Genomic DNA, 21,807 nt, shown 5'->3' on the forward strand with positions numbered 1-21,807 from the left:
CGGCAGTCCATCCGCAGCAAGCGAAACCAAGGGCTCGTCTCTACCGCTCGACAGCACACGCCTGTAACAGTCTTATCTCGTCCGCGGCGGAAAAGTTTAGGCGCCTCACGCATCTTTTCAGGCCTCCCTCTCTTTCGCCGAAGACAGGCTGGCGCGCAAGGCGGCCAAGCCTTCCTTGTGCAACTGCGAAACCCGCCCCTTGCTCAGCCCTATCAGCTGAGCGATCTCGGAAAACGGCACCCCGTTCAGATAGTGCAGTCGCAGCACTTTTTGCGCTTTGTCCGGCACCCCGCTCAAGCCGGCCAACAAGTCCCGCTTCGTTTCCTTCAACTCCAGCGAACGGTAGGCCAGATCCTCGGACGCCGGTTCCGGCTCGGCCAAATACATCCCGCTGTCCTCCAGCATGAAACCGATGGCCAGCCCCACCGACAGCTCCCGCAAAATATCGAAGGGTTCCGCCGCATCCGGCTCCATTGCCTCAACCCGCTCCTGCAAGGCTTTCCGGCGCGCGGACGCTTGGCTCGCCACTTCCGACGTTCGCGCCAGCTGATCCAAGATCGCCCCCCTAATCCGATATTCGGCATAGGTCTTGAACGCCACGCCGCATTCGGGACGATAACGGTCAATCGCCTCCAGCAGCCCTATCACCCCCCAATGGAACACATCGTGAAACTCGTAACTGTCCCCCACCCGCCGCGCATAAATCCGCGCCGCCAGAATGCGCACCAAGGGCTGATGAGCCTCCACCAATGCGGCTCGGGCTTCGGCTGAGGCGGCGGCGGCTTGGAGCACATCGCGCGCCTCAGCATCCAAGGACGAATTCAGAGCCGGCATCGCGGATCATGAGCCGCCGGACAACACCGCCCTGGCCACCAGCGTCCAACCGTCGATCAATACAAACATCAGCACCTTGATCGGCAAAGCGATGGAAACCGGAGGCACCATCATCATCCCCATCGCCATCAAAACGCTGGAAACGATGATGTCCACTAGAAGGAAAGGCAGGAAGATCACGAAACCGATTTGGAAGGCCAGCCTAAGTTCGCTCAACAGAAAGGCAGGCACCACATGCACCAGACTGATGGATTCGGCATTGTCGGGCATGTCCTTGCCCGCGCTGCTCAGCACAAAGCTCATATCCTGCTCGCGAGTCCGGCCTATCATGTATTCCTTCATGATGACCCCTCCTTGCCGCAGAGCGGACGAAGCCGGCAAACGTTGCTGGTACAAGGGCGTCACCACCTGCTGATCCAGCTTCTCGAAGGTGGGCCCCATGGACAGCAAGGTCAGGAACGCGGCCAGCATGATCAACACCACATTGGGCGGGGTTTCCTGCATGCCCATCGCGTGCCGCAACATGGACAGCACGATCACGATGCGGGTAAACGAAGTCATCGCCACCATCATGCCCGGCAGCAAGGCCACCAAGGTCAACGCCAGCACGATGTTGACCGCCTGACTGACGCCTGCGCCGTTCAGCGCCACGTCCACCATTTGCGTTTGGGCGTTGGCCGCCAGGGGCAGCCAGCAAAGCGCCCAAATCCATTGCTGCATTTTTCTCATGCTCTGGACTCATCCCTGAGCACCGTGACGCCATGCTCGCTTTCCGCCAACATGATTTCACGGTCGCGGTGCTGGACCACATACACCGTTGATTTGGCGGACAAGCGGCATTTATCCACCACCCGCAGACTATCCGCGCCGGTCCCTGCTTGGCCAAGGCGCGGACGACGCAATCGCCACCAACACGCCGCAGCGCCGATCAGCGCCAAACCGCCCAATATTTCATAAGGGCCAAGCAGACCGCCGCTGCTTGCCGGCGGATCACGACGAAACTGCAGCGGAGCCCGCGCCGGCTCGGATGCCGAAACCGCGCAAGCAGGCGCGGAAGTCCCGCTTGCGCACACACCGGCAAGCGCGCTCGCGCCTTGGACGCACACTATCAGGGCAAACGCGTATTTCATCTTCACCATGCCGTTCACGCGGAAAAACGCGCCACCTGCTCGATGCGGACGCCAAGATGGTCGCCCGCCACCACCAGGGCGCCGCGCGCGACCACCTGACCGCCCAGCAGGATCTCCACCGGGTCCCCCGGCGTCTTGTCCAGGGCCAGCACCTCGCCCTCCTTCAGCGCGTCCAGTGCGGCGATGCTCAATTGGCAGCGGCCAATCCGGGTATCCAACCGAACTTCCACGTCTTTCAGCAATTCAAGACGGCCCCCCAGCAAACCCTGCGCCGCCGCATCCGCCTTGGCGTCCAAAGGGGCTGGATTGAAAATTTCAACTTCCTTGCTCATGTTTCACTCTTTTTGATGGGCCGCGCCGGTCGGACGACTTTCACCGCCAGACGTCCCTGATCCACACCGTACTTCGCCCGTCCTAAAGCCATGCCGTCAGGCAGGCAAAGCTCAAATAATCCATCCGCCTTCTGATCCAGCCGAAGCACATCCCCTGCTTGCAAGGACTCCAGGTCCGCCAAGGACAGGCGTGCCGGCGCGGCGCGCACTTCCAGCTCCACTAGCTGTTCCAGCGGCAAATCCCTCAACTTCAGCGGCTCCAACGCCGCTGGCTGCGCCCTGGCCGGCAACAAGCCCGCGGCCTGCTCCGGCGACAAGAGCACAGCCAATGTCTGGCCCGCCGCGCTCAGTTGCAGACACAGCGCGCCAAGCACGGAATACAGGGGCGACAACTCCGCCGCGCTCACCGCTTTGTCCCGGTAAAGGCTAGCGTCGTCTCCTGCGGTCAGCTGACGGCCCAAGGCCAGACGGGCGGCGTCCAGCACCGGGCCGGCCAGGCTCGACGCGTCCAGCGCAGCGCGGCTTTTTTTCACGCCAAGGCATAAGGCAGAGAAAAAACCATCCGCTTCCGCATCGTTCGCCATCGCCGGCAGCGCTTCGCCGCCATCCAGCCACGCCAAGCCGGCCAGATCCGACAAGGCGACCGGGCGCAGCCTTAGGTCGACTTCGCCCTCCGCAATTGACCAATCCCGCAGCCAATACGAGCACCGCTCGCGCAAGCGCGACTCGATTTGCGCCAGCTCCGCGCCGGCGTACAGGCGATACGGCAGGGCAACGCTCATCGCCCCCCCTTCATCTGCAGAGCCTGCTGCATCATTTCATTGGCGGCGGAAATCAGTTGGGACGCCGCCTGATAGCCGCGCTGCGTGATCATCATGTCGCTGAATTCGGCGGACAGCTCCACATTGGACAGCTCCACCTTGCCTGCCGCGACCTTGCCGAAAACGCCGCTGCCCGCCGCCCCGTACTCGGCCGTCTGTCCCGGACGCGCGCGGTAGTAGCCGGAACCAATGCGCTCCAACTGCTGATCCGGCTGGGCGAACCAGGCCAGCGCCAGCTTGCCTGCGACCGCGGTTTGCCCATTGGAGTAACTGATCTGCGCCTTGCCGTCCTGATCGAAACTCAGCTTGGTCAACGCGCCCGACGCATAGCCGTCCTGGCTGGCCACGCGGATGGTGGACGAGGTGCCGCCGGACAGGCTGGTGGTGTCCGAGATGGAGCCCGGTTCGCCGAAGAACAGTTTCAGAATGCCGCCTCCGCTGCTGGGCGTGTTCAAACGGACCGAGACCTGGTTGTAGCCAAAGGACGGCGAGCCGTCCGGGTCAAAACGAATCTCGCCGCTCCCCAGCGTGCTCAAGGCCACTTTGTCCTGAACCTCCACCTTCCAATTGCGGGGCGTGCCGGTGCCGGTGAAGCTGATCTTCAACTGCCGCGCAACCCCGTCCTTGTCGAACACCGTGGTTTCGACGCTGCTGTTGGTCGCGCCGGTGGACAGGTTGTCCGCAAACTTGATGGTGGAGGTCGGCTTGGCGGCCTGGTTGCGCAAGGCGCCGATGGAGAAGTCCTGCAACTCCTTGTTGGGCCCCAGCATCTGGATTCGCGATTTGTCTTGCCGAGAACTCAGCACGCCGTCCAGATCCAGTTCAAACTGTCCCACCCGGCTGTAATTGAGCTGGTTTCCGTTCTTGGAAACCAGGAAACCGGCGCCGTCCACCGAGACATCCAAAGGGTTGGCCGACGCTTGCAGCTCACCGGAGGAGAAATCCGTCACCGTGGAACCTATCTTCACGCCCACGCCGTGCTGACCGCCATTGCCGCCCTGGGTGTCGTACTGGTACATCATGTCGGTGAATTGCAGCGAAGTGCGCTTGAAGCCCGGCGTGTTCAGATTGGCAACGTTATTGCCGATATTGGACAAGCCTTTCTGGAAGGTGCGCAGCCCGCTCAAGCCGACGAACATGGTATCGATCATGTCGCGCTCCCGCGCACCAGCGCCACCTGGGTCAGCGACACGCCGGTCATCAGTTCGCCGCTGGCGGACTTCACCGTCAGCATGGGCTGGCCGCCGGCAAAGGAAATAGTGGTGACCTGGCCCGGCACGTTGCCGCTCGCCGTCGCCACCTCCACCGTCTTGCCGATCAGCCCCAAGGACTGATTGGCCGCTTGCTGCGCCAGCAGGGTATCCAGCTTTTCATTGGACATCCTCGTCTGCTCCAAGGAGGAGAACTGCGCCATCTGCGCCATGAATTGCTGATTGTCGATAGGCTTCAGCGGATCCTGGAAAGTCAGTTGCGTGGAGAGAATCCGCAGAAAATCCTGCTGGGTGATTCCCCTCGTCTGCGCAACGCTGCCGCCGCTCGAAATGCCCAAACCTGTAGTTGCCATGTTCACCCCTGTTTCAAAATAGGCAAGCCGCCTGCGGCGTTTTCCTGGAAGACCACCGCGCCGTTGACGGCCAGCATCGCCAGCCGCCCTCCCTTGTCCCGGAGCTGACGAGCCAGCCGTTGCCCCAGAGCCTCGGCTTCTCCGGCGTCAAGCCTGGCATCCCTCACCCAGACCCGCACTGCGCCCTGATCGGCGAAGACCGTAATCTTGCAGGGCTTCAACCAAGTTCTCAGCGTCGCCGCCGTCTCGGCGTCCAAGGCCGCCTCCGTGGCGAGCGGCGCTTCCGCGCTGTCCCCGCCGTCCGCCGCCGGCCTTACCGGCGCCGCCTGTCCACCCTCTGCCCTCGCCTTCGCCACCGCCTTCAAGCCTAAGCTCTCCATCGCGACCGGCGTTCCCGCGTCCACGGCGCGTAGGCCCTTCGGGGCCGGTTCGGCGCCGCGCGGGGCGATCCAAGGCAAGGCTTCGGCCTCATTTGGCAAGGAGCCTGGCCGGCCCTCGACCGCCAATTCGGCGCTCGCGTCCATCCCATCGCCCAGCCGTATCGCCCTGCACACGCTGTGCTTGGCCAGTTCGGCCTCCAGCTGTCTTTGCCATTGCCGGCCCGCCTGCGGCTCCGGCGCCTCGCGCCGCGAACGCGCCGGCGCGCCGCCCGGCTCTCCATCCAACACGATGACGCTCATGCGCCTCCTTGCCTGCGGCGTTGCAGCCAAGCCTCGTCCTGCTCGCGGAACACTTTGCGTTGCTCCCGCTCGCGCGCGGCCAGCCGATGACGCTCTTTATGTTTTTCCACCTGCCTCAGTTCCGTGCGCGCATGCTGCAAAACGGCCCGCGCCTGCGCCCAATCCCGCTCTGCCTCGCTCACGTCCTGCGACAGCGCTTGGCAGCGCAGCCGCTGCTCCCGCAAGAAATTCAAGGCGGACAAATACAGGGGCGGGTTGCCCGCCAACACGCCCAAGGCCTGTTCGCAAACGCGCATGTCCTCCTGCGCCCGACTCAGAATCTGACGAGCGCCCTCCAGACGGCTCTCGACCGCCGACAAGGCCTGACGCGCCAGTTGCAATGATGACTGGCGAAAGCCCAGCAAGGGTTCCAGGCGGTAAGGAAAACCCGTCATTTAGCCTCCTTGCAGCACAGCGGCCAAACTCGTCAGCGCCGCCGCTCTGCCCTCGCGCTGCCGAGTATCCTGTTGCAAAAAAGCCTCCAAGCCGCTTTTGCGCTCCAAAGCCTGATCCAGCTCCGGATTGCCGCCAGGACGATAGGCGCCCAACTCCAGCAAGTCCTTGCTCGCCGCCAGCACGCTCAGCGTTTTGCGGCAAGCCTTCATAACGTCTTGCTCGTCCTCCGAGGCCAACGCCGACGACAGACGGCTGACGCTGCCCAACACGTCGATCGCCGGAAAATGTCCGGTATTGGCCAGTTCGCGCGACAGCACGATGTGGCCGTCCACAATGCCGCGGACGCTATCGGCCACCGGATCGTGAATATCGTCGCCCTCCACCAGAACGGTGAACAAGCCGGTGATCGAGCCGCCCTCCTTGCGCGTGCCGCAGCGCTCCAGCATGCCGGCCAGCTCGGAGAACACCGACGGGGTGTAACCGCGCGAGGTGGCTGGTTCGCCAATGGCCAGGCCCACTTCCCGGCGGGCCATCGCATAACGGGTCAGCGAATCCACGATCAACAACACCGAGCGGCCCTGATCGCGAAAATGCTCGGCCACCGTCACCGCGCTCAAGGCCGCCGCCTCGCGCACTAGCGCGGGCTCGTCGGCGGTGGCGACCACCAGCACCGAACGCGCCAGCCCGGACTCGCCCAGGCTTTCCTCGATAAACTCCAGCACTTCGCGGCCGCGCTCGCCAATCAGGCCCACCACCACCACGTCGGCCGCGCAATTGCGAACCAGCATGCCCAGCAGCGTGCTTTTGCCCACGCCGCTGCCCGCCATGATGGAAAGCCGCTGCCCGTAGCCTATGGTCAGCATGCTGTCTATCGCCCGGACGCCGGTTTCCATCACCCGGTTGATCCGGCTGCGGCCCAACGCCGGAATCGGCGCGCTGCGCACCGGCCTTCGCCCGGCAAACTCGATCTCTCCCTTACCGTCCAGCGGCCGGCAAAACGCATCCACCACCCGCCCCAGCAGCGCATCGCCCACCGGCACCGAAAACGCATGCCCGGCGGACACCACTCGGGCGCCCAGCAGCAGGCCGTCCACCGGGCCGTAGGGCAGCAACTGCAAGCGGTCCCGATCCAGGCCGGCCACTTCGGCCAACACCGCCGGTCTGTCGCCGGCCAGCTCGATATGGCACAGATCGCCCAAGCCAATGCCGGCGGGTCCGCAAGACTCCACCAACAGACCGACTTTACGGCTGACGTAGCCCACGCGTTCCACCAGATCGGAGGCGTGGATCGCCGCTCGCAATTGCTCAAGTCCGGGCGTCATCGCGCTCTGGCCTCTTGCAGGCTCCGGCGCAAACGCTCCATCTGCGTGGTCATGCGTGCGTCGATATCGCCATGCAGGGTTTCAACGATGCAGCCGCCCCCGTCCAGACTGGCGTCCGCCACCACGCTCACCTCGCGGCCCGCCTCGCTCAACGCCGCATCGTCGCCCGCAAGCAAGGCCGCATCGGCCGGATGGAGGCGCACTCGCACCGGTTCGCGTCCCGCCGCCTCGCTCAAGGCGTTACGCACGCAGGAACGCGCCAGTTCGGCGGACAGCGGCATCTCGCCTATCATGCGCGCCAGCGCTTCCAGCAGCAGCGGCGACAGCATGCGCTCCACCTCCTCATGCACCGCTTCGCGGACGCCGCCCAAGGCGGCCAGCAAGGCCTTGCCCTGAGCGCCCAGCGCCTCGCGCACACGGAGCGATTCGGCCTCGGCCTGCGCCATGCCCTCTCGATACCCTTTCTGGCGCGCCGCGGCGCGCAGCTCTTCGCACTCGGCCTGGCATTTGGCGCGCGCGGCGTCGATTTCCGCCATCGCGCGCTCGCGCATGGCCTGGATCTCTTCTAGCGCCGGCTGCCGAGCCGCCTGGGAAGGCGCCGAATCCGCACGCGGCCGCTCAGGGGCGGCGGCCGAATCCGCGCTTTCTCGAATGCCGGGATTACGGAGGATCTCACTCATGGCGCAGCCTCCCCAACCAGGCCCGCAGCCTCAAACCCAAGCCGGTCGGAGCCTGCTCCATGCCGGCCGAACGCACCGAAGGCCGCTCCGGCACCGCCGCCGTCAACGCTTGCAAGCGCTCCCGCATGGCTTCACGCAAAGCCGGCGCCGCTTGCGTCTCTCCGCCGGACCACTCACGGCGCAGGCTGTCAATGCGCCCGCGCCAGGCTTCCGCATCCTGAGCCGCGTTCAGAAGCTTGCCGCGCTGCTCCGCGCCCAGCGCATGCCCAAGCGCCGCCAGCATCCACACCGGCTCGGCCAGCAGAACCTCCAGCAAGGGCTCCGCGCCGCGGTTCAACAGATCCGCGCCGGCAGAAGACGCCGGCGGCTCCAGTTCATCCGCCTGTTCGGTCAACGGCCTATCGTCCAATTGCTCCAGCGCCTGGCCGAGCAAAACGCGCTCCTCCTCCGTCAACCGGGATTCGAGCCAAGTCCGCTCTTCGGGCCGCAGCGCGGACACCGCCAAGGCGGCTCGCAAACCCTCCTGCCCCATCACTTGCCGCCTCCGGCCTGCTCCGCCGCCAGCCAGCGCTGCACCTGCCGCAGCAAGCGTTCGCGCTCGGACTCCGTCAGCGTGCGCTCAGTCGTTCTGCGTCGCAGCAAACCGCCGCCGATCAAGCCCAGCGCCAACAGTATGGCCGCGCCGCCCCACAAGACCCATTCGCCGACGCCTTGCTCTTTTTGGCGGGCGGGCGAAGCCGGCACGGCCTCCGCCGCCTGCGTCGCCGCCACTGGGGTCACATTGTCCATCACGGAAAAAGCGATGCCGTCGCCGCGGCCGCTATCCAGTCCCACCGCCATGGAGATCACTTCGCGCAGCCGCTCCACCGTGGCGTCGGACAAGCTGGTATTGGTCACGATGCCGACGCTGATATGCTTGACCGCCCCGCCGCCGCTGCTGGTCTGCCGCAACTCGCGGCCAACCTGGTATTCCGCGTCCAGGGATTTATTGCCCCCGGCCGACGACGGCGCCAGCCGCGAAGCATCGCCGTCCTGCCATTGCTCTTTCCGGCGAACCAGGATGCCCTTGTCCGAACCATCGCCGATCACCGACTCGCGCGTCAGCTTGTGCGAGGAGAGATCCAAGGCCACATCCACGCTGACCGCCGCCTGGTTCTGCCCAAGCGCCGTATCCAGAATGCGGCTCACTTTGTCGGCCAAATAAGCTTCGGTTTCCTTTTTCAACTGCAAGCCGGCATCTATGCCCGCCACGCCTTCTTCGTCCTGCGCGCGCGCCGACAAGGCCACGCCGCGCTGGTCCAGCACCGTCACCGCGGCGGCGTCAAGGTCCGGCACCGAAGCCGCGACCAGCCGCTGGATGCCGCTGACCTGCTCCTGCTGCAGGCTCTTGCCGCCTTTCAGCGTCACCCAGACCGAAGACTTGGCCTTGGCGCCGCGCTTGCGCAACATTCCGCCCTCCGGCAACACCAGGTGAACGCGCGCATTCTGAACTTCGTCGAAGCCCATGATGGTGCGCGCCAATTCGCCCTGCAGCGCGCGCAGATAATTGATCTTTTGCGCAAACTCGGTCACGCCGAACTCCGCATTGTTGAACAGCTCGAAGCCCACCGAGCTCTTCAGGTCCAGGCCGCCGCCCAGCAGCTTCATCCGGGTCTTGTACAACAAATCCTTTTCCACCTGGACGGTCTTGCCTTCATCCGTCAGCTGATAGGGCGTTTTCTGCTTTTCCAGCGCAGCCACCACGCTGGCCGCGTCGCGCGCGTCCAGATCGGCAAACAACACCTGGTAATCAACGCGCCCGGACCACCAGAACGCACCGGCCGGCAACGCCACCGCCGCCAGCGCGCCCGCCACCAGGAGGGCGCGCCCCGCGCCCGAAGAGCGCTGCCACAGCGCCTTGAAAAAATCGACCATCTCTCGCCTATCCAATCAAATATCCATATCGCTGTTTACAATCTCGCGAACTTGAGCGAGACCAGGCGAAAACAGCAGAGGAAGCGGAGTTGCCATCAAATCAATGAACACTCCGAAGATGTATTCACCGCGCAACGTTAAGACGACGCGCAGCAGATCGTATCGGTCCTAAACCGCTCGTCACACCTGCATCCTCATCACTTCCTGATAAGCGTCCAACACCTTGTTGCGCGCCTGCATGAACAGTTCGAACTGCATGCGGGTCTCCTCCATCCGCAACATCACCTGGTGCAAGCTGCCCGCCTGGCCGGTCGCCACGTCGTTGAGCAAGCCGCCCAGGCTGTTTTCGGACTTCTCCAGTTGGGTCAGCACTTTTTCAAATCCGGTCGGCGCCAAGGGCTTGGCCGTCGCGACGGACAGAGAATCCGCCAGCGCGCTGCCGGCAATGGCCTCAATCATTGTTTGCCTCCAATTTCCAGCGCCTTCTGCATCATCGAGCGCCCCGCGTTGAACGCGGTCACGTTCGCTTCATAAGACCGAACCGCCATGGTCAGCGCAAACATCTCTTCCAAAGTGTTCACGCCGGCGTATTGCACATAGCCTTGCGCGTCGGCCAGGGGGCTGGACGGCTCCAACACCTTGCGGGCCGGCGCGTCGGACTCCACCACCACGGCGCGGATGCCCCCAGGCGGAGGCAAGCCGGCCTCCGCCCGCGCCAGCGCCTGGCCAAACTGCGCGCCCACCGGCTGGGTCATCACTCGCAAGGGCTTGGCCAGCGGCGCGCCCGGCGCCGCCGCCACATTGGCGTTGGCGATATTGCGCGCGGCCACTTCCGCCCGCAGCTGCTCCACGTCCATGCCGCTCTGGCTGATCGCCAGCGACTCCCAAAGCCCGGCCACTTAGCGCCTCCCGTCCGAAATCGCCAACTGCATGATGGCCAGTTGCTTATTGATGCCCTTGATCAGGGTCTGGTAACGCAGCGTGGTATCCGCCAGCTGCGACACCTGGTGGCTCAACTCCGCGGCGGAACCCGCCGCTCCGGGAGCAATCGCGGGACGCCGATCCGGCAGAATGCGCGGCCCGGCGCCCTCCGCGCCTTGCAAGGCGGATTCGAAGTCCACGCGCAGCGGCGTATAACCGGGGGTATTGAGATTCGCGATGTTCTGCGCGATGACCTGCTGCCGCAGCACCAGGCCGTCCAGTGAGCGCGAGACGGTTTCGCCAAGCGAAGCGATTTGCATTGCCCCTTCCTCCCTTATTGAATGACCAGCTCCGCGCGCAGCGCGCCGGCGGTTCTGACCGCCTGCAACACCGCGATCACGTCGCGCGGACTGGCTTGAATGCGATTGAGCGCCGCAACCAGATCGGCGATGGTGGAATTGCCTTTCAGGCTGATCCCCGGCAAGGGCTTTTCCTGGACCGCGACGCGGGTCTGCGGCACCACCGTTGTCCGCACGTTGCGCGCGGAGCCAAACAGCGAAGGCGGTTGCGACACCAGATAATCGGTTTCCACCGATATTTTCAAGTCGCCATGTACCACGGTGACGGCGGAGAGCATCACATTGCCGCCCGCCACCACAGTGCCGGTGCGTTCGTTCACCACCACCCGCGCGCGGTCGTCCGGCGTCACCTCGATCGCTTCGATCCGGCTCAAAAGGCTGGTCGTGCCCGCCGCCGAGGCCGCGTCCACCCGAATCCCCACCTTGCCGGCCCCCAGCGGGCTGGCGAGATTGCCGCCCAGCTTCTGATTGATCGCCCGCGCAATGCGCTCGGCCGTGGTGAAGTCCGGCGCGGACAGCAGAAATTCGGCCATGCCGTTGCGGATGAAACGGGTGGCCACAGCCTGCTCCACAATGCCGCCGGCGGGAATCTGTCCTACCGTGGGATGGTTTTTCTGCACCCGGTTGCCATTGCTGTCGTAACGGTAGCCGCCAACCGACAGCGCCCCCTGCGCCAGCACGTAGACCTGGCCATCGCCGCCCTTCAGCGGCGTCTGCAGCAAACTGCCGCCCAATAAGCTGCGGGCATCGCCGATGGACGTCACGGTGACGTCCACTCGCGCGCCGGGCTCCAGCAAGGGCGGCATATTGGCGGTGACCATCACCGCCGCCGCGTTGCGGCTATTGACCTGGTCCGGCCCTAGATTGAGCTCGAACTGCTTGAGCAGGTTGGCCAGCGATTGCTGGGTCATCTGGCTGCGCGCGCTGTCGCCGCTCCCCGCCAGGCCCGTCACCAGGCCATAGCCGATCAACTGGTTATCACGCCAGCCATTGAAGCGGCCCAAGTCCTTGATACGCTCGCCTGCCTGGGCCAGCGCAACGGTCAGCGCCAGCAACGCACCGCCTTGCAACACCCGCAAGCACCATGTTCTCTTATTCATTTCCGCTCGACCCTGCCAGGCCGCCTGTTGTCACAACACATCCACCACGCCGTCAGCCACGACGATGGCCTTGAACACGGATTGATCCCGCTCCCGTCTGACGTAAACCAGCTGCCCGATGGCACCGTCGCCCAAGGCTTCCGCGCCCACTTCCAAACGGATCGCCCCGCTGCTCAAACGAGCCAACACCCGCTCTCCCTTGCGCACCCGCGCCGCCGGCCTGGCGTCCGCCAGCCGCAGCACCGTTCCCGCTGCCAGGTCCCTGGCGGCGGCCATGCCCTGCAAAGAGGACAGCGGCCTTGCTTCCGTCCAGTCCGCCAGCGTTTGCTCGGCATTGGCCGCGGACAAGGCTTCGCCTTTCGCCACCGCCCGGCTGGCGCGATACACCGGCCGCAAACAACTCACCTGAAACCAAACCGGCCAACTGCCGTACAACTCAAGCCCTTCGAACACATCCAGCCACACCGCCATCCGTCTCGCCAGAGCGGGCGCGGCGGGCAAACGCGCCGCTAGGCGGACGCCTTGAGCCGGCAGCTGCGCTTTGATCTCGTTCCGCTCAGGCTGAAGCTCCAAACGCTCGCACTCGCCGGCCAACCCGGCGCGCAAAGCCTGCTCCGCCTCCTTGGCCAGCGCAGGCGCCGCCGGTTCTCCGCCCGCGCGCGTAACCGTCAGCCGCTCGGGCAACCGTACCGGCCAGCGCTCCGCCTCCACTCCCAGCGCCATCCGCCACGCGCTCAACAACTGCGCGCGCCCCAGCGTCCGGGTTTCTCCGGCCTTCAGGCCGGTGGCCAGCGGCCGCGCCTCCAGCGCGCGCCGCAACGCGGCGGGAACCTCCCCCTCCAACGCCTGAGCCAGGTTGACGCTGCGGCCCTCCACTTCAAGCGTGCTCCGTGCCGTGAGCGGCTGAGCCGGAATCGACGCCGCCCACACCGCCAGCAGCGCGGCTCGCTTCATCAGCCGCGCCGCAAATTGTTGACGATGGACTGCATCTCGTCCGCGGCCTGGATAATGCGGGAATTGGCTTCAAACGCGCGCTGGGCCAGCATCATGCTGACCAGTTCGTCCGCCATCTTCACATTGGAGCCTTCCAGGTATTTCTGCGCCAACTTGCCGCGCCCCTCTTCCCCGGCCAGCCCCATCTGCGCGGCGCCGGACTGCTCGGTCGCCTGATACAGGCCCTCTCCCACCGGCTTGAGCCCGGCCGGATTATTGAACATGGCCAGCTCGATCCGGCCGACGTCCAGCGTCTTGCCGTCCTCGGTCAACGCGGAAACCCGGCCGTCCTCGGCCACCCGCAGGCCGCGGGCGTCTCGCGGCAGCGTAATGGCGGGCTCCAGCGGCTGGCCGCTGCGCAGCTGCAACAAACCGTCCTCGCCCACCCGCAACGAACCCAAGCGGCTGAACAGCTGGCTGCCGTCCGGGTTGCCGACGGCGACAAAACCCTCGCCATTGAGCGCAACGTCGAACTCCGACTCCGACGGCCGCAAATCCCCCTGGCTGAACACTTTTTCCACCGCGCTCAGCCGCGTGCCCAGGCCCAAATAGGCCGCGCCGGCGGTTTCGCCCTGAGCCGGCGTCTGCCGCGCGGATTCGCGGTAGACCAGATCCTCGAACACCGCTTGCGAACGCTTGTAAGCCGGCGTGTTCATATTGGCCAGATTATTGGCCACCGCCTCCAAACCGCCTTGCTGCGCCGCCATGCCGGTGGCGCCCACATACAATGCATCAATCACGATTCCGTCCTCGTCTTAAAACTCGCCCAAGCTGCGCAGCGCCTTGTCCCACACCGCGTCCATGCCTTGCACCGCCTTCTGCACCGATTCGAAATGGCGGGTCGCCTCCATCAACTCCACCATTTCCCGCGTGGAGTTCACATTGGACATTTCCAGAAAACCCTGTCGCAAACGGCCCGGGCCGCCCAAGTCCTTGGGATCGACCATGGCTCCGCTGACCCGGTACAAGCCGTTGCCGGCGGCCTCCAGCCGCGCGTCCTTGGCCGGGTAAACCAGCTTGATGCGAGCCACCGCCAGCTCCTTCTGGAAAACCTGACCATCGTCAGCCACGCGAAAAGCGCCCGGCTGCAGAAAGATCTCCCCCTGCTCCCCCTCCAGCGGCATGCCGGATTGGGCCAGCACCAGCCTGCCTCGGCTGTCCAGCCGCAACGCGCCGCCGCGGCTGAGGTAAGCACCGCCGTTATCCTGCGCGGAGAAATAACCGGGACCCTCTATCGCCAGATCCAAATCGGAACCCGTACGGCTCATCGCGCCTTGCCGCCCATCCGCCAGCGCGCCGGCCTGGACGTCCCCGCCCAGGGTGAACAAGCGCTTGTAACCCGTCGTATTGCTGTTGGCGATGTTGTGGGCCACGGTGTTGACCCGGTTCATATCGGCTTGCATCGAAGCCGCCATCGCGTTCAATAACTCGCTCATCCGAGCCCTCCGTCAAAACGTCACTGCGGCGAAGGCCTTCAAACCCACGCCCGGCGGCACTTCGTTCAAGGCCAGCACATGCAGGTGCGGCATCATCCGCGCGGTCAGCTTGCGCAAATTGGCGCGCACCTCCGGCGCGCACAACAGCACCGGCATATGATTGGCGCCGGCCATCCTTTCGGACTCGGCCAACATCTTCTTCAGCAGTTGCTCGGCAAACCGCGGGTCCAGCGCCAGCGAAGCGGCGCCGCCCTCGCTGCGGCGCAAGCCGTCGTACAAGGTTTGCTCGATGCCGCCGTCCAAGGTGATCACGTGCAAAGCGCCGTCGCCATCCAGCAGCGGCGCGCAAATCACGCTGCCCAGACGCTGACGCACGCGCGTGGTCAATTCGTCCACGTCCTTGCTGGCGCGCGCCGCGTCCACCAGCACCTCCAGAATCGTGTCCATGCGCCGGATAGACACCTTCTCCTGCAACAAGGCCTGCAGCACCTTCTGGATTTCGCTGAGCGTCATCACATTGGGCAGCAGCTCGTCCAACAGGCTGGCCTGGGTTTGGCGCAAATGCTGCGCCAGGCGCTCCACTTCCTCGCGGGTCAGCAAGTCCGCGGAGTGTCGCTTCACAATTTCGGAAAAATGCGTCATGAACACCGTGGCGGCGTCCACCACGGTGTAGCCCAGCTCGCGCGCGCGCGGCCGCTGCGCGTCCTGAATCCAGATGGCGGGCAGGTTGTAGGCGGGATCGGTAGTGGGCGTGCCTTCCAGCTTGCCGCGCTCGCCGCCGGGATGGATCGCCAGCCAGGCGCCGGGCTCCAAACGCCCCTCGCCCGCCTTGTCGCCCTGCAAACGGATCTGGTAAGCGCCGTCGCGCAAGCTCTTGCTTTCCCTCACCTTCACCTTGGGCAGCACCAGACCGGAATCCAGCATGTATTGCTTGCGGAATAGAGCGATGCGCTCCAACAGCAGGCTGCCGTCCTGCCCCATCAGCGGCATCAGATCCGGCGCCAGCTCGATGGACAACAGATCCACCCTCAGTTCGTCGTACAGCGAGGCGTCGACCGCCTCCGTCTCCGCGGCGGCCTCATCCACCAGGCCGCCGTCTTCGGCGCCGCCCCGCAAACGGCGCAGCGCCAGGCCGCCGCCGGCGAACAAAGCGGCCAGCATCAAGGCAGGCAAGGCCGGCAAGCCGGGCAGCAACGCGGCCAGCCCCAACGCGCCCGCCACCATCAGCAAAATATTGGGATAGGCGGTGAACTGGCCCAGCACCTCGCTGCTCAGCCTGTCGTCCGACGCCGAGCGCGTGATGATGATGCCGGTGCCCACCGAAATCACCAGCGCCGGCACCTGGGTCACGATGCCGTCGCCAATGGTCAGCAAGGTGTAAGTCTGCAAGGCCTCCTGCCACGGCATACCGTGCTGGGCCACGCCCACCGCGAAACCGCCCACGATATTGATCAGCATGATGATGATGCCGGCGATGGCGTCGCCCTTGACGAACTTGCTGGCGCCGTCCATCGCGCCATAGAAGCCCGCCTCTTTCTCCAGCTCCTTGCGTCTACGCTGCGCCTCCGTCTGATCGATGAAGCCCATGTTCAGATCGGCGTCGATGCTCATCTGCTGACCGGGCATGCTGTCCAGCGTAAACCGCGCCGCCACCTCAGCCACCCGCTGCGCGCCGCTGGTCACCACCACGTATTGCACCACCACCAGGATCAGGAACACGATCACCCCGATCACATAGTTGCCGCCCACCACATAGGAACCAATGGCGCCGATCACCCGGCCGGCGTCGCCGTCGGACAGGATCAGCCGGGTGGCGGACACGTTCAGCGCCAGACGCAGCAAAGTGGCGATCAGCAACACCGACGGGAAGGTGGAAAAATCCACCGGCTTGCGCACATAGAAGGTCAGCAACAGCACAAACAGCGCCAAACTGAAATTGCCCAGCAACAGCGCATCCAGCACTCGGGCCGAAACCGGAGTGAACAAGACGAACAAAATGCCGACCATCAGCAGGATGATCGACACGTTCGCCCCTTCTTTGAACAACTTGAGCAAGCTACTCATCTAAAACGCCATCGCAACACCGCCTGTCTCCGGCGGTTCAGCCCTTCTTGACCCGAAACGCCCAAACCAGCGCCTTGGCCACATCGCTGAAATAAGCATCGGGAATCCATTCATCCACATCCACATCGCGAAACAAACCGCGCGCCAACGGCCGGTTCTCCAGAATCGGCACGCCATGCCGCCTGGCGGTCTCTTTCATCTTCAAAGCCATCTCGCCGGCCCCCTTGGCCAGCAGCATCGGCGCCGCCATCTTGCCGCGCTGATACTGGATCGCCAGCGCCAGATGGCGGGGGTTCACCACCAGCACATCCGCCTCAGGCACCCGCGACGCGGCGCGCGTCTTTTGCAAAAACTGCTGGCGGATTTCCTTCAGCTTGGACTTGATCCGCGGGTCGCCTTCGCGCCGCTTGTACTCTTCCTTCACCTCGCGCTTGGACATCCGCAGCTTCTTGCTGAGCGTGCGCTTCACAAACAGCCAATCCACCACCGCCGCCAACAGCATGACCAAGGCCATATAACGCAGCACTTGCAGCAGGGCGTTGCCGGTGGCCGCAGCCACCCGGCCCGGCCCCGCGCCGGTCAACAACAGCCAGTCCGGCAGCATCTCCCGGATGATCCAGTACAGCACCAGAGAGAAAGCCAGAAACTTGATGCTGGACTTCGCCGCCTCAAACACGGATCTCAAGGTGAACAAGCGCTTTAAACCCTCCATCGGATTGAGCTTCTGCCAATCCGGCTTCAAGGGCTCCGTGGAGAACAGCAGCCCCACCTGAGCGGCTCCGGCCACGCCCGCCGTCAGCGCCAACAACAGCCATAAGGGAAGCAGGGTCTGAAACAACTCCAGCGCCAATTGCCGCATCCACACCGACAAGGCCTGCTGCGCAAACGACCACTCCCCCGCATGCGACAACAACAGAGAGAACAGGCCAAGACAATGCCGCGCCATGCCCGGACCCAAGGCCATTAGCGCCAGCAACAGGGTCAGGGCCGACACCACGCCCAAGACATCCTGACTGCGCGCCACCGACCCCTTCTTGCGAGCCTCCTCGCGCTTATGCGGCGTCGCCTCTTCCGACCGGTCCTGCTCTTGCTCCGCCACCTAGCTCCCCTGGAAGCTCGCCAGATAATTCAATATCGAGGCAAACCAGCGTTCAAAAAAACCGCCCAAACGCGGCAAGATCACCGCCAGCACCGCCAGACCCACACCCACCTTCACCGGCATGGCCATCACGAAGGCATTGAACTGAGGCATGGAGCGGGAAATCAGCGCCACGCCCACATCAATGGCGAACAAGGCGATCAGCAGCGGCGCCGCCAATGAAAGCGCCAACGCAAACAGCACGCCAAACTGCCCCAGCGCCCGCTCCGCCAGCATCAGGCTGACCGGCTCGCCCACCGGCAGGGCCTCCAGTAGGAAAACCATCGCCTGCAACAACATGTGGTGCCCGTTCACCGCATAGACGTAAGCCACCGCCAGCAGCTCGAACGCCAGGCCCATGGCCGCGCCGGATTGCTTCGTCAACGGATTGATCACGCCCGACAAGCCAAAGCCGATCTGGGTGTCCAACAAACGTCCCGCAAACGCCAGCGCGCCAAACGCGCACTGCACGCCAAAACCAAGCACAGCGCCGATGAACAACTCGGTCAAAGCCTGCCCGGCCAGCACCCAGCCATTGGCGGGCAAAGCCAGCCTCAACCCCAGGCCGTACGTCATCAGCGCCGCCAGGCTCAAACCCAGCAAGCCGCGCACCACCCCGGGCACATTGGCCGCGCCTATCACCGGCGTTAGCAACAAGACCGGTGCCAAACGCAGCGACAGCAAAAAAGAGGCGTATAGCCAGGCCAAATCCAGGGGAAAAGACATTGAGAAGCGTTTCAGAACAAGGACGGGATACTGCCGATCACGCCCGCGGCGTAGTTCACCAGCGACTTCAGCATCCACGGGCCAAACAACAGCAGGGCCGCGAATACCGCCAGCAACTTGGGCACGAAAGCCAAAGAGGCATCCTGGATCTGGGTCACTACCTGGATCACGCTAACCACGATGCCCACCACCAGGCTGAACAACAGCACAGGGCCGGCAATGGCCAAGGCCATCCACATCATTTGCGACATCAACTGCAGTGATTGATCGCCCGTCATTCCACCCGCCCTCATGCGGCGGCCTGGTTTTTGATGCGCAATCAACGCAAAAACAACCAAACCGCACAAATGATACGGATATTAACGATATTCATACTTTTTTACAACATACCATAACAATATTTACAAACACAGAAAACTCAATTTAAATACATGATTTTTAAGTACAAATTCAAAATTTCAGCCATTTTCAGCCGCTGTGATCATGAGTTCAGCTTCTTTATCAGCAGTAAAAATCACGCCATGCAAAGCCGCCGCCAAGATTAAACCGCGACATAACGGCAACCATTCAAGCGCACAGCGGCTTAGAACCTGTTCAAAATCTCGCGGACAAGAGTGAGATGAGGAGAAAACCGCTGAGAAAGCGGACTGCACAAGCGCTATATGAGCATTTCGAATGCTGTACTCACCGTGCAAAGTCTGACGAAACGCAACAGACTTTGAATAGATTCTTACAAATACCAGGCAAGGCAGAGAGCAAAGCATCCCCTTCACACCACCTCCGGCGCCTTGACAGATATTGCAGAAACTTCTCAACCCGGTAGTAACGCAGCAAGAAGGAGAAAGCGCACCCTCATGCCGACTGCGGCAGCGCCTAAGCGTGGCCGGACAGTACGGCAGGCATGAAACCAGGGGAAACAAGAGTAAAACGATGGCCGCCCACTTAATAGAGGGCAGCCAGCAGACAGGGAAGAACAGACAAGGAACAGACACAAACCCCCTGTGGCCGCCAAACGAGGGGCTCCCGACAAGCTCTTCAAAACGCCACACGGATCTGGTTGAAACGCGGTGGCGAAGCCGTCCATCGCCAGAAGTAAAGAAGGATACAGCAAGGCGCAAAGAGCAGCTCCGTTACGCCATCCCCGCCGCAAGCCACGCGGACACGCGCTAGGGTCTGGCACGACGCAAGCCCCTTGCCTCCCCGCCGCAAGCACGTGATAATCCGGCCGTGCTGTGACTCAGCACCGGGCTTGGCAGCTCGAACCAGTAAGGCGGACAGCCGCCGCACGCGGCATTTTTACGTCCGTTGCACACCACAGGGTAAGTCTTACGCTAAGGCTGGCCGTGGTGGGGGCGTGCTTGCACGCGCCGGGTCCTTACTGCCGGTCTGCCAACCCTGCCACGCGCCTGTCTCCACGCTTGGCAGCTAAGGGGGCAGGTTTAACGCTCAGTAAGGAGTCGTCATGACTAGCCCCGTTCATGCTCATTCCCAGCACATCCCTTCTCTCTCCACTTTGCTTTTCCAACTGAAAAGCTTGCGTCAGCAGGATGCCACGCTCCACCCGATTGACCCGCTATTGCGGCAACTCGACGAGTACTGCGAACACTTCGATCACAACCTTCATCTAATCAGCCTGGAATTCAATCAAGTCAGCACCGCCTTGTCGGCGCTGGCGGCAATGCTGGAGCAATCCAAGCTAGACACGCTGGAATGCGAGCAGGTGTATTGCCTGCTGGAACCCTTCGCCCACCGCTTGCAGCAAACCACGATGCAGATGCAGGAACTGGCTTGAGCCTTATAAACGACCAAAGCCCCGGGAAGGGGCTTTGGGGAGGCTTGGGCTTATAAGTTACGGCGCTGCCAAAGGTCGTGTTGCCAAGGTGCCGCGCGGGCAAGCCTTTTGGCTTGCCCACCCTACTTGCTAGGGTAACGCTATATAACGCTCATCAGTGATACTCATACCTACAGCACGAAGCAGTTCTCTAAAAGCATCAATGCGCTCTGGAAACATAGCTATATGCAGCACAATCGTTGCCATTGATTCGTCCTGTTGGTATCCCCACCACCGCCATCCTCGATCACGAATGGCATCAAGCCAAGATAAAAATTCCCACGGTAAAGAATCCCAGTTTTGCTGAGGAGTTATGGCAAGTAACTTATCTGTTTCTTCCTTTGAAAGCTCTGGTATTTCACGTTTTAGCCAATCAGGGAGCATTGCTTTCCACTCATCATCAGATGGCCAATTTCTTACTGACTGCTCCGCGATCATACTTACTATAGTCATCAACTTTTCCATTGCCCCCTCAGGATCAGCACCCAAGTCAACATTAAATTCCCATGGATTAGCTGGCATTGAATCAAGCGAACTCCTTAACTTAATTCTCTCAAGCTCAACTTTATTTTCCAATTCTACCGGTTCCTTGACTAATTGATTTCATCAGCTCATCAAAATAAGCCTTTGGCAACCCAAACTGATCAGGATATGGATCCCTACTAACAATTGGCTTGTCTGGATATTGACGAGCAAATCGTTCTGGCACTGCTTCTGTACGAATTTTTTTCACCAAATTCAAATCAACGTCGAACGACTTCAACTCTGCCCCTGGCAACCCCTTCTCAATCTTAGTCTGAAGATACTGGGTCGCTCGGCCTTCTTGACCAAAATTCAACCAAACAACTGAATTATTGCCAGGCACTAACGAAACTTGCCCATACTCACTGATTACAAACCTCTGGTTCGGGGTTCCTTCAACACGATATGCCTTAACCGCACCCAGGACTTCTACCCCTTCTTTACCTACCCGGGTTGCCGCCCGCATGCCCCCCAGGCCTCCGGCACCCAACCCGATTCCCACCTCCATCACCTGGCCAAACTCAGCATCTTTATAAGTTGAGCGGAATGAATCCAAGAAGGGGACATAGTCGCTGCCCCCCGGCAAGGCAAAGCCGCCAAAGAGGTTAGCGCTGCCCTCTACCAAATTCAAGCCGGCATTCCACAACGCACTACCCAAATCACTGACCGTATCAGCACCACTCCTGTAACCCAGAGCTTCAAGACCGTATCGGGGCCTCTCCGCCACCACCGACACCGTCGGCAACCTGGCCTCATTGCCATCCACCGAGTAGCCCGACCCGGCATCGCTCATCACCTCTTGCCCGCGCTGCCACTTGCTGGCATCCGCCACCATCACTCCACGCTTGTCGTAGCGGCTTTGCTTGGCCTCGATCAGCATCTCCTCCATTGCTTGAGCCATGCGCTCTGCTTCTGGCTTAGGCTTGGGCTGCTCATCCCGTTTCTGAATACCGCTCACCACCTGGTCTCCTAGCGCGCTGCCGAAGGATTCCGCCGCAATCGCGC

Annotated in this window: 27 protein-coding genes; 1 reads left to right on the forward strand and 26 read right to left on the reverse strand. The window is 62.8% G+C overall.

Annotated features, from left to right (window positions below; all coding sequences use genetic code 11):
• Positions 1-117: 117 nt before the first annotated feature.
• The 24 genes from ACODRW_RS21775 to fliQ form a co-directional block, all read right to left on the reverse strand.
• Positions 118-834, reverse strand: coding sequence for a sigma-70 family RNA polymerase sigma factor (locus ACODRW_RS21775; RefSeq protein ID WP_253314301.1), 717 nt, complete (start codon positions 832-834; stop codon positions 118-120).
• A 6-nt stretch (positions 835-840) separates the two neighbouring features.
• Positions 841-1,554: a flagellar type III secretion system pore protein FliP gene (gene fliP / locus ACODRW_RS21780; protein ID WP_235084191.1), complete on the reverse strand. Its 714-nt coding sequence runs from the start codon at positions 1,552-1,554 to the stop codon at positions 841-843.
• Positions 1,555-1,559: 5 nt separating this feature from the next.
• A complete protein-coding gene (locus ACODRW_RS21785; protein ID WP_488906674.1) occupies positions 1,560-1,973 on the reverse strand; it encodes a flagellar biosynthetic protein FliO in 414 nt (137 codons plus the stop codon).
• A gap of 5 nt (positions 1,974-1,978) precedes the next feature.
• On the reverse strand, positions 1,979-2,296 hold the full coding sequence (locus ACODRW_RS21790; RefSeq protein WP_253314303.1) for a FliM/FliN family flagellar motor switch protein: 318 nt from the start codon (positions 2,294-2,296) through the stop codon (positions 1,979-1,981).
• Positions 2,293-3,078 carry a FliM/FliN family flagellar motor switch protein gene (locus ACODRW_RS21795; protein WP_488906675.1) on the reverse strand — a complete coding sequence of 262 codons (786 nt, stop codon included), beginning with the start codon at positions 3,076-3,078 and terminating at the stop codon, positions 2,293-2,295. Before ACODRW_RS21795 ends, ACODRW_RS21790 begins: the two co-directional genes overlap by 4 nt.
• Positions 3,075-4,268 carry a flagellar hook-basal body complex protein gene (locus tag ACODRW_RS21800; protein ID WP_253314305.1) on the reverse strand — a complete coding sequence of 398 codons (1,194 nt, stop codon included), beginning with the start codon at positions 4,266-4,268 and terminating at the stop codon, positions 3,075-3,077. The genes ACODRW_RS21795 and ACODRW_RS21800 overlap by 4 nt, the downstream gene beginning before the upstream one ends.
• Positions 4,265-4,681: a flagellar hook assembly protein FlgD gene (locus ACODRW_RS21805; RefSeq protein WP_166451295.1), complete on the reverse strand. Its 417-nt coding sequence runs from the start codon at positions 4,679-4,681 to the stop codon at positions 4,265-4,267. Before ACODRW_RS21805 ends, ACODRW_RS21800 begins: the two co-directional genes overlap by 4 nt.
• Positions 4,682-4,683: 2 nt before the next feature.
• The gene (locus tag ACODRW_RS21810; RefSeq protein ID WP_488906676.1) at positions 4,684-5,361 is read right to left on the reverse strand and encodes a hypothetical protein; all 678 of its coding nucleotides are present in this window, start codon (positions 5,359-5,361) and stop codon (positions 4,684-4,686) included.
• A complete protein-coding gene (locus ACODRW_RS21815; protein WP_488906677.1) occupies positions 5,358-5,795 on the reverse strand; it encodes a flagellar FliJ family protein in 438 nt (145 codons plus the stop codon). Before ACODRW_RS21815 ends, ACODRW_RS21810 begins: the two co-directional genes overlap by 4 nt.
• On the reverse strand, positions 5,796-7,118 hold the full coding sequence (locus ACODRW_RS21820) for a FliI/YscN family ATPase (RefSeq protein ID WP_488906678.1): 1,323 nt from the start codon (positions 7,116-7,118) through the stop codon (positions 5,796-5,798).
• Positions 7,115-7,798 (reverse strand): FliH/SctL family protein, encoded by a 684-nt coding sequence (locus ACODRW_RS21825; RefSeq protein ID WP_486636611.1) that lies wholly within the window; start codon positions 7,796-7,798, stop codon positions 7,115-7,117. The genes ACODRW_RS21820 and ACODRW_RS21825 overlap by 4 nt, the downstream gene beginning before the upstream one ends.
• Positions 7,791-8,330 (reverse strand): hypothetical protein, encoded by a 540-nt coding sequence (locus ACODRW_RS21830; protein WP_486636610.1) that lies wholly within the window; start codon positions 8,328-8,330, stop codon positions 7,791-7,793. Before ACODRW_RS21830 ends, ACODRW_RS21825 begins: the two co-directional genes overlap by 8 nt.
• Positions 8,330-9,712, reverse strand: a complete 1,383-nt coding sequence (gene fliF / locus ACODRW_RS21835) for a flagellar basal-body MS-ring/collar protein FliF (RefSeq protein WP_488906679.1) — start codon at positions 9,710-9,712, stop codon at positions 8,330-8,332. Before fliF ends, ACODRW_RS21830 begins: the two co-directional genes overlap by 1 nt.
• Positions 9,713-9,892: 180 nt before the next feature.
• Positions 9,893-10,171 (reverse strand): flagellar hook-basal body complex protein FliE, encoded by a 279-nt coding sequence (gene fliE, locus ACODRW_RS21840; protein WP_235084201.1) that lies wholly within the window; start codon positions 10,169-10,171, stop codon positions 9,893-9,895.
• Positions 10,168-10,611 carry a flagellar basal body rod protein FlgC gene (locus tag ACODRW_RS21845; protein ID WP_166451303.1) on the reverse strand — a complete coding sequence of 148 codons (444 nt, stop codon included), beginning with the start codon at positions 10,609-10,611 and terminating at the stop codon, positions 10,168-10,170. Before ACODRW_RS21845 ends, fliE begins: the two co-directional genes overlap by 4 nt.
• Complete coding sequence (locus ACODRW_RS21850) at positions 10,612-10,953, reverse strand: flagellar basal body rod protein FlgB (protein WP_166451304.1); 342 nt, start codon at positions 10,951-10,953, stop codon at positions 10,612-10,614.
• A gap of 14 nt (positions 10,954-10,967) precedes the next feature.
• Entirely contained in the window at positions 10,968-12,092 is a 1,125-nt protein-coding gene (locus tag ACODRW_RS21855) for a flagellar basal body P-ring protein FlgI (protein WP_488906680.1), read from the reverse strand.
• Between the two features lie 30 nt (positions 12,093-12,122).
• The gene (flgA, locus tag ACODRW_RS21860; protein WP_488906681.1) at positions 12,123-13,046 is read right to left on the reverse strand and encodes a flagellar basal body P-ring formation chaperone FlgA; all 924 of its coding nucleotides are present in this window, start codon (positions 13,044-13,046) and stop codon (positions 12,123-12,125) included.
• Complete coding sequence (flgG, locus tag ACODRW_RS21865; RefSeq protein WP_166451307.1) at positions 13,046-13,825, reverse strand: flagellar basal-body rod protein FlgG; 780 nt, start codon at positions 13,823-13,825, stop codon at positions 13,046-13,048. The genes flgA and flgG overlap by 1 nt, the downstream gene beginning before the upstream one ends.
• Before the next feature lie 15 nt (positions 13,826-13,840).
• The gene (locus ACODRW_RS21870; RefSeq protein ID WP_166451308.1) at positions 13,841-14,521 is read right to left on the reverse strand and encodes a flagellar hook-basal body protein; all 681 of its coding nucleotides are present in this window, start codon (positions 14,519-14,521) and stop codon (positions 13,841-13,843) included.
• Between the two features lie 12 nt (positions 14,522-14,533).
• Positions 14,534-16,585 carry a flagellar biosynthesis protein FlhA gene (flhA, locus tag ACODRW_RS21875; protein ID WP_488906682.1) on the reverse strand — a complete coding sequence of 684 codons (2,052 nt, stop codon included), beginning with the start codon at positions 16,583-16,585 and terminating at the stop codon, positions 14,534-14,536.
• A gap of 37 nt (positions 16,586-16,622) precedes the next feature.
• Positions 16,623-17,684, reverse strand: coding sequence for an EscU/YscU/HrcU family type III secretion system export apparatus switch protein (locus ACODRW_RS21880; RefSeq protein WP_486636605.1), 1,062 nt, complete (start codon positions 17,682-17,684; stop codon positions 16,623-16,625).
• Positions 17,685-18,449, reverse strand: coding sequence for a flagellar biosynthetic protein FliR (locus tag ACODRW_RS21885; protein ID WP_488878179.1), 765 nt, complete (start codon positions 18,447-18,449; stop codon positions 17,685-17,687).
• 11 nt (positions 18,450-18,460) lie between these two features.
• Positions 18,461-18,727, reverse strand: a complete 267-nt coding sequence (fliQ, locus tag ACODRW_RS21890; protein ID WP_488878180.1) for a flagellar biosynthesis protein FliQ — start codon at positions 18,725-18,727, stop codon at positions 18,461-18,463.
• Between the two features lie 1,184 nt (positions 18,728-19,911).
• On the opposite strand from fliQ, the gene ACODRW_RS21895 reads away from it, so the two are divergent.
• Positions 19,912-20,241, forward strand: coding sequence for a hypothetical protein (locus ACODRW_RS21895; RefSeq protein ID WP_488906683.1), 330 nt, complete (start codon positions 19,912-19,914; stop codon positions 20,239-20,241).
• Positions 20,242-20,370: 129 nt separating this feature from the next.
• Here the strand turns inward: ACODRW_RS21895 and ACODRW_RS21900 are convergent, their stop codons facing one another.
• Both ACODRW_RS21900 and ACODRW_RS21905 read right to left on the reverse strand, forming a co-directional pair.
• On the reverse strand, positions 20,371-20,856 hold the full coding sequence (locus ACODRW_RS21900) for a hypothetical protein (RefSeq protein WP_488906684.1): 486 nt from the start codon (positions 20,854-20,856) through the stop codon (positions 20,371-20,373).
• Positions 20,846-21,807 (reverse strand): hypothetical protein (locus ACODRW_RS21905; RefSeq protein ID WP_488906685.1); only part of this gene is annotated, 962 nt, incomplete at its 5' end. The genes ACODRW_RS21905 and ACODRW_RS21900, both read right to left, overlap by 11 nt.

The organism is Chromobacterium sp. FG89 (assembly GCF_057808735.1).

What these genes read in the sequence shown, in the direction of transcription:
- ACODRW_RS21895 (WP_488906683.1), top strand. Translation starts at nt 19,912, where the DNA reads ATGACTAGCCCCGTTCATGCTCATTCCCAGCACATCCCTTCTCTCTCC.
- fliP (WP_235084191.1), bottom strand. Translation starts at nt 1,554, where the DNA reads ATGCAGCAATGGATTTGGGCGCTTTGCTGGCTGCCCCTGGCGGCCAAC.
- ACODRW_RS21790 (WP_253314303.1), bottom strand. Translation starts at nt 2,296, where the DNA reads ATGAGCAAGGAAGTTGAAATTTTCAATCCAGCCCCTTTGGACGCCAAG.
- ACODRW_RS21870 (WP_166451308.1), bottom strand. Translation starts at nt 14,521, where the DNA reads ATGAGCGAGTTATTGAACGCGATGGCGGCTTCGATGCAAGCCGATATG.
- ACODRW_RS21785 (WP_488906674.1), bottom strand. Translation starts at nt 1,973, where the DNA reads ATGGTGAAGATGAAATACGCGTTTGCCCTGATAGTGTGCGTCCAAGGC.
- ACODRW_RS21805 (WP_166451295.1), bottom strand. Translation starts at nt 4,681, where the DNA reads ATGGCAACTACAGGTTTGGGCATTTCGAGCGGCGGCAGCGTTGCGCAG.
- flhA (WP_488906682.1), bottom strand. Translation starts at nt 16,585, where the DNA reads ATGAGTAGCTTGCTCAAGTTGTTCAAAGAAGGGGCGAACGTGTCGATC.
- fliE (WP_235084201.1), bottom strand. Translation starts at nt 10,171, where the DNA reads ATGATTGAGGCCATTGCCGGCAGCGCGCTGGCGGATTCTCTGTCCGTC.
- ACODRW_RS21775 (WP_253314301.1), bottom strand. Translation starts at nt 834, where the DNA reads ATGCCGGCTCTGAATTCGTCCTTGGATGCTGAGGCGCGCGATGTGCTC.
- ACODRW_RS21850 (WP_166451304.1), bottom strand. Translation starts at nt 10,953, where the DNA reads ATGCAAATCGCTTCGCTTGGCGAAACCGTCTCGCGCTCACTGGACGGC.
- ACODRW_RS21825 (WP_486636611.1), bottom strand. Translation starts at nt 7,798, where the DNA reads ATGAGTGAGATCCTCCGTAATCCCGGCATTCGAGAAAGCGCGGATTCG.
- ACODRW_RS21795 (WP_488906675.1), bottom strand. Translation starts at nt 3,078, where the DNA reads ATGAGCGTTGCCCTGCCGTATCGCCTGTACGCCGGCGCGGAGCTGGCG.
- ACODRW_RS21830 (WP_486636610.1), bottom strand. Translation starts at nt 8,330, where the DNA reads ATGGGGCAGGAGGGTTTGCGAGCCGCCTTGGCGGTGTCCGCGCTGCGG.
- flgA (WP_488906681.1), bottom strand. Translation starts at nt 13,046, where the DNA reads ATGAAGCGAGCCGCGCTGCTGGCGGTGTGGGCGGCGTCGATTCCGGCT.
- ACODRW_RS21885 (WP_488878179.1), bottom strand. Translation starts at nt 18,449, where the DNA reads ATGTCTTTTCCCCTGGATTTGGCCTGGCTATACGCCTCTTTTTTGCTG.
- ACODRW_RS21855 (WP_488906680.1), bottom strand. Translation starts at nt 12,092, where the DNA reads ATGAATAAGAGAACATGGTGCTTGCGGGTGTTGCAAGGCGGTGCGTTG.
- ACODRW_RS21800 (WP_253314305.1), bottom strand. Translation starts at nt 4,268, where the DNA reads ATGATCGATACCATGTTCGTCGGCTTGAGCGGGCTGCGCACCTTCCAG.
- ACODRW_RS21820 (WP_488906678.1), bottom strand. Translation starts at nt 7,118, where the DNA reads ATGACGCCCGGACTTGAGCAATTGCGAGCGGCGATCCACGCCTCCGAT.
- fliF (WP_488906679.1), bottom strand. Translation starts at nt 9,712, where the DNA reads ATGGTCGATTTTTTCAAGGCGCTGTGGCAGCGCTCTTCGGGCGCGGGG.
- ACODRW_RS21810 (WP_488906676.1), bottom strand. Translation starts at nt 5,361, where the DNA reads ATGAGCGTCATCGTGTTGGATGGAGAGCCGGGCGGCGCGCCGGCGCGT.
- fliQ (WP_488878180.1), bottom strand. Translation starts at nt 18,727, where the DNA reads ATGACGGGCGATCAATCACTGCAGTTGATGTCGCAAATGATGTGGATG.
- ACODRW_RS21815 (WP_488906677.1), bottom strand. Translation starts at nt 5,795, where the DNA reads ATGACGGGTTTTCCTTACCGCCTGGAACCCTTGCTGGGCTTTCGCCAG.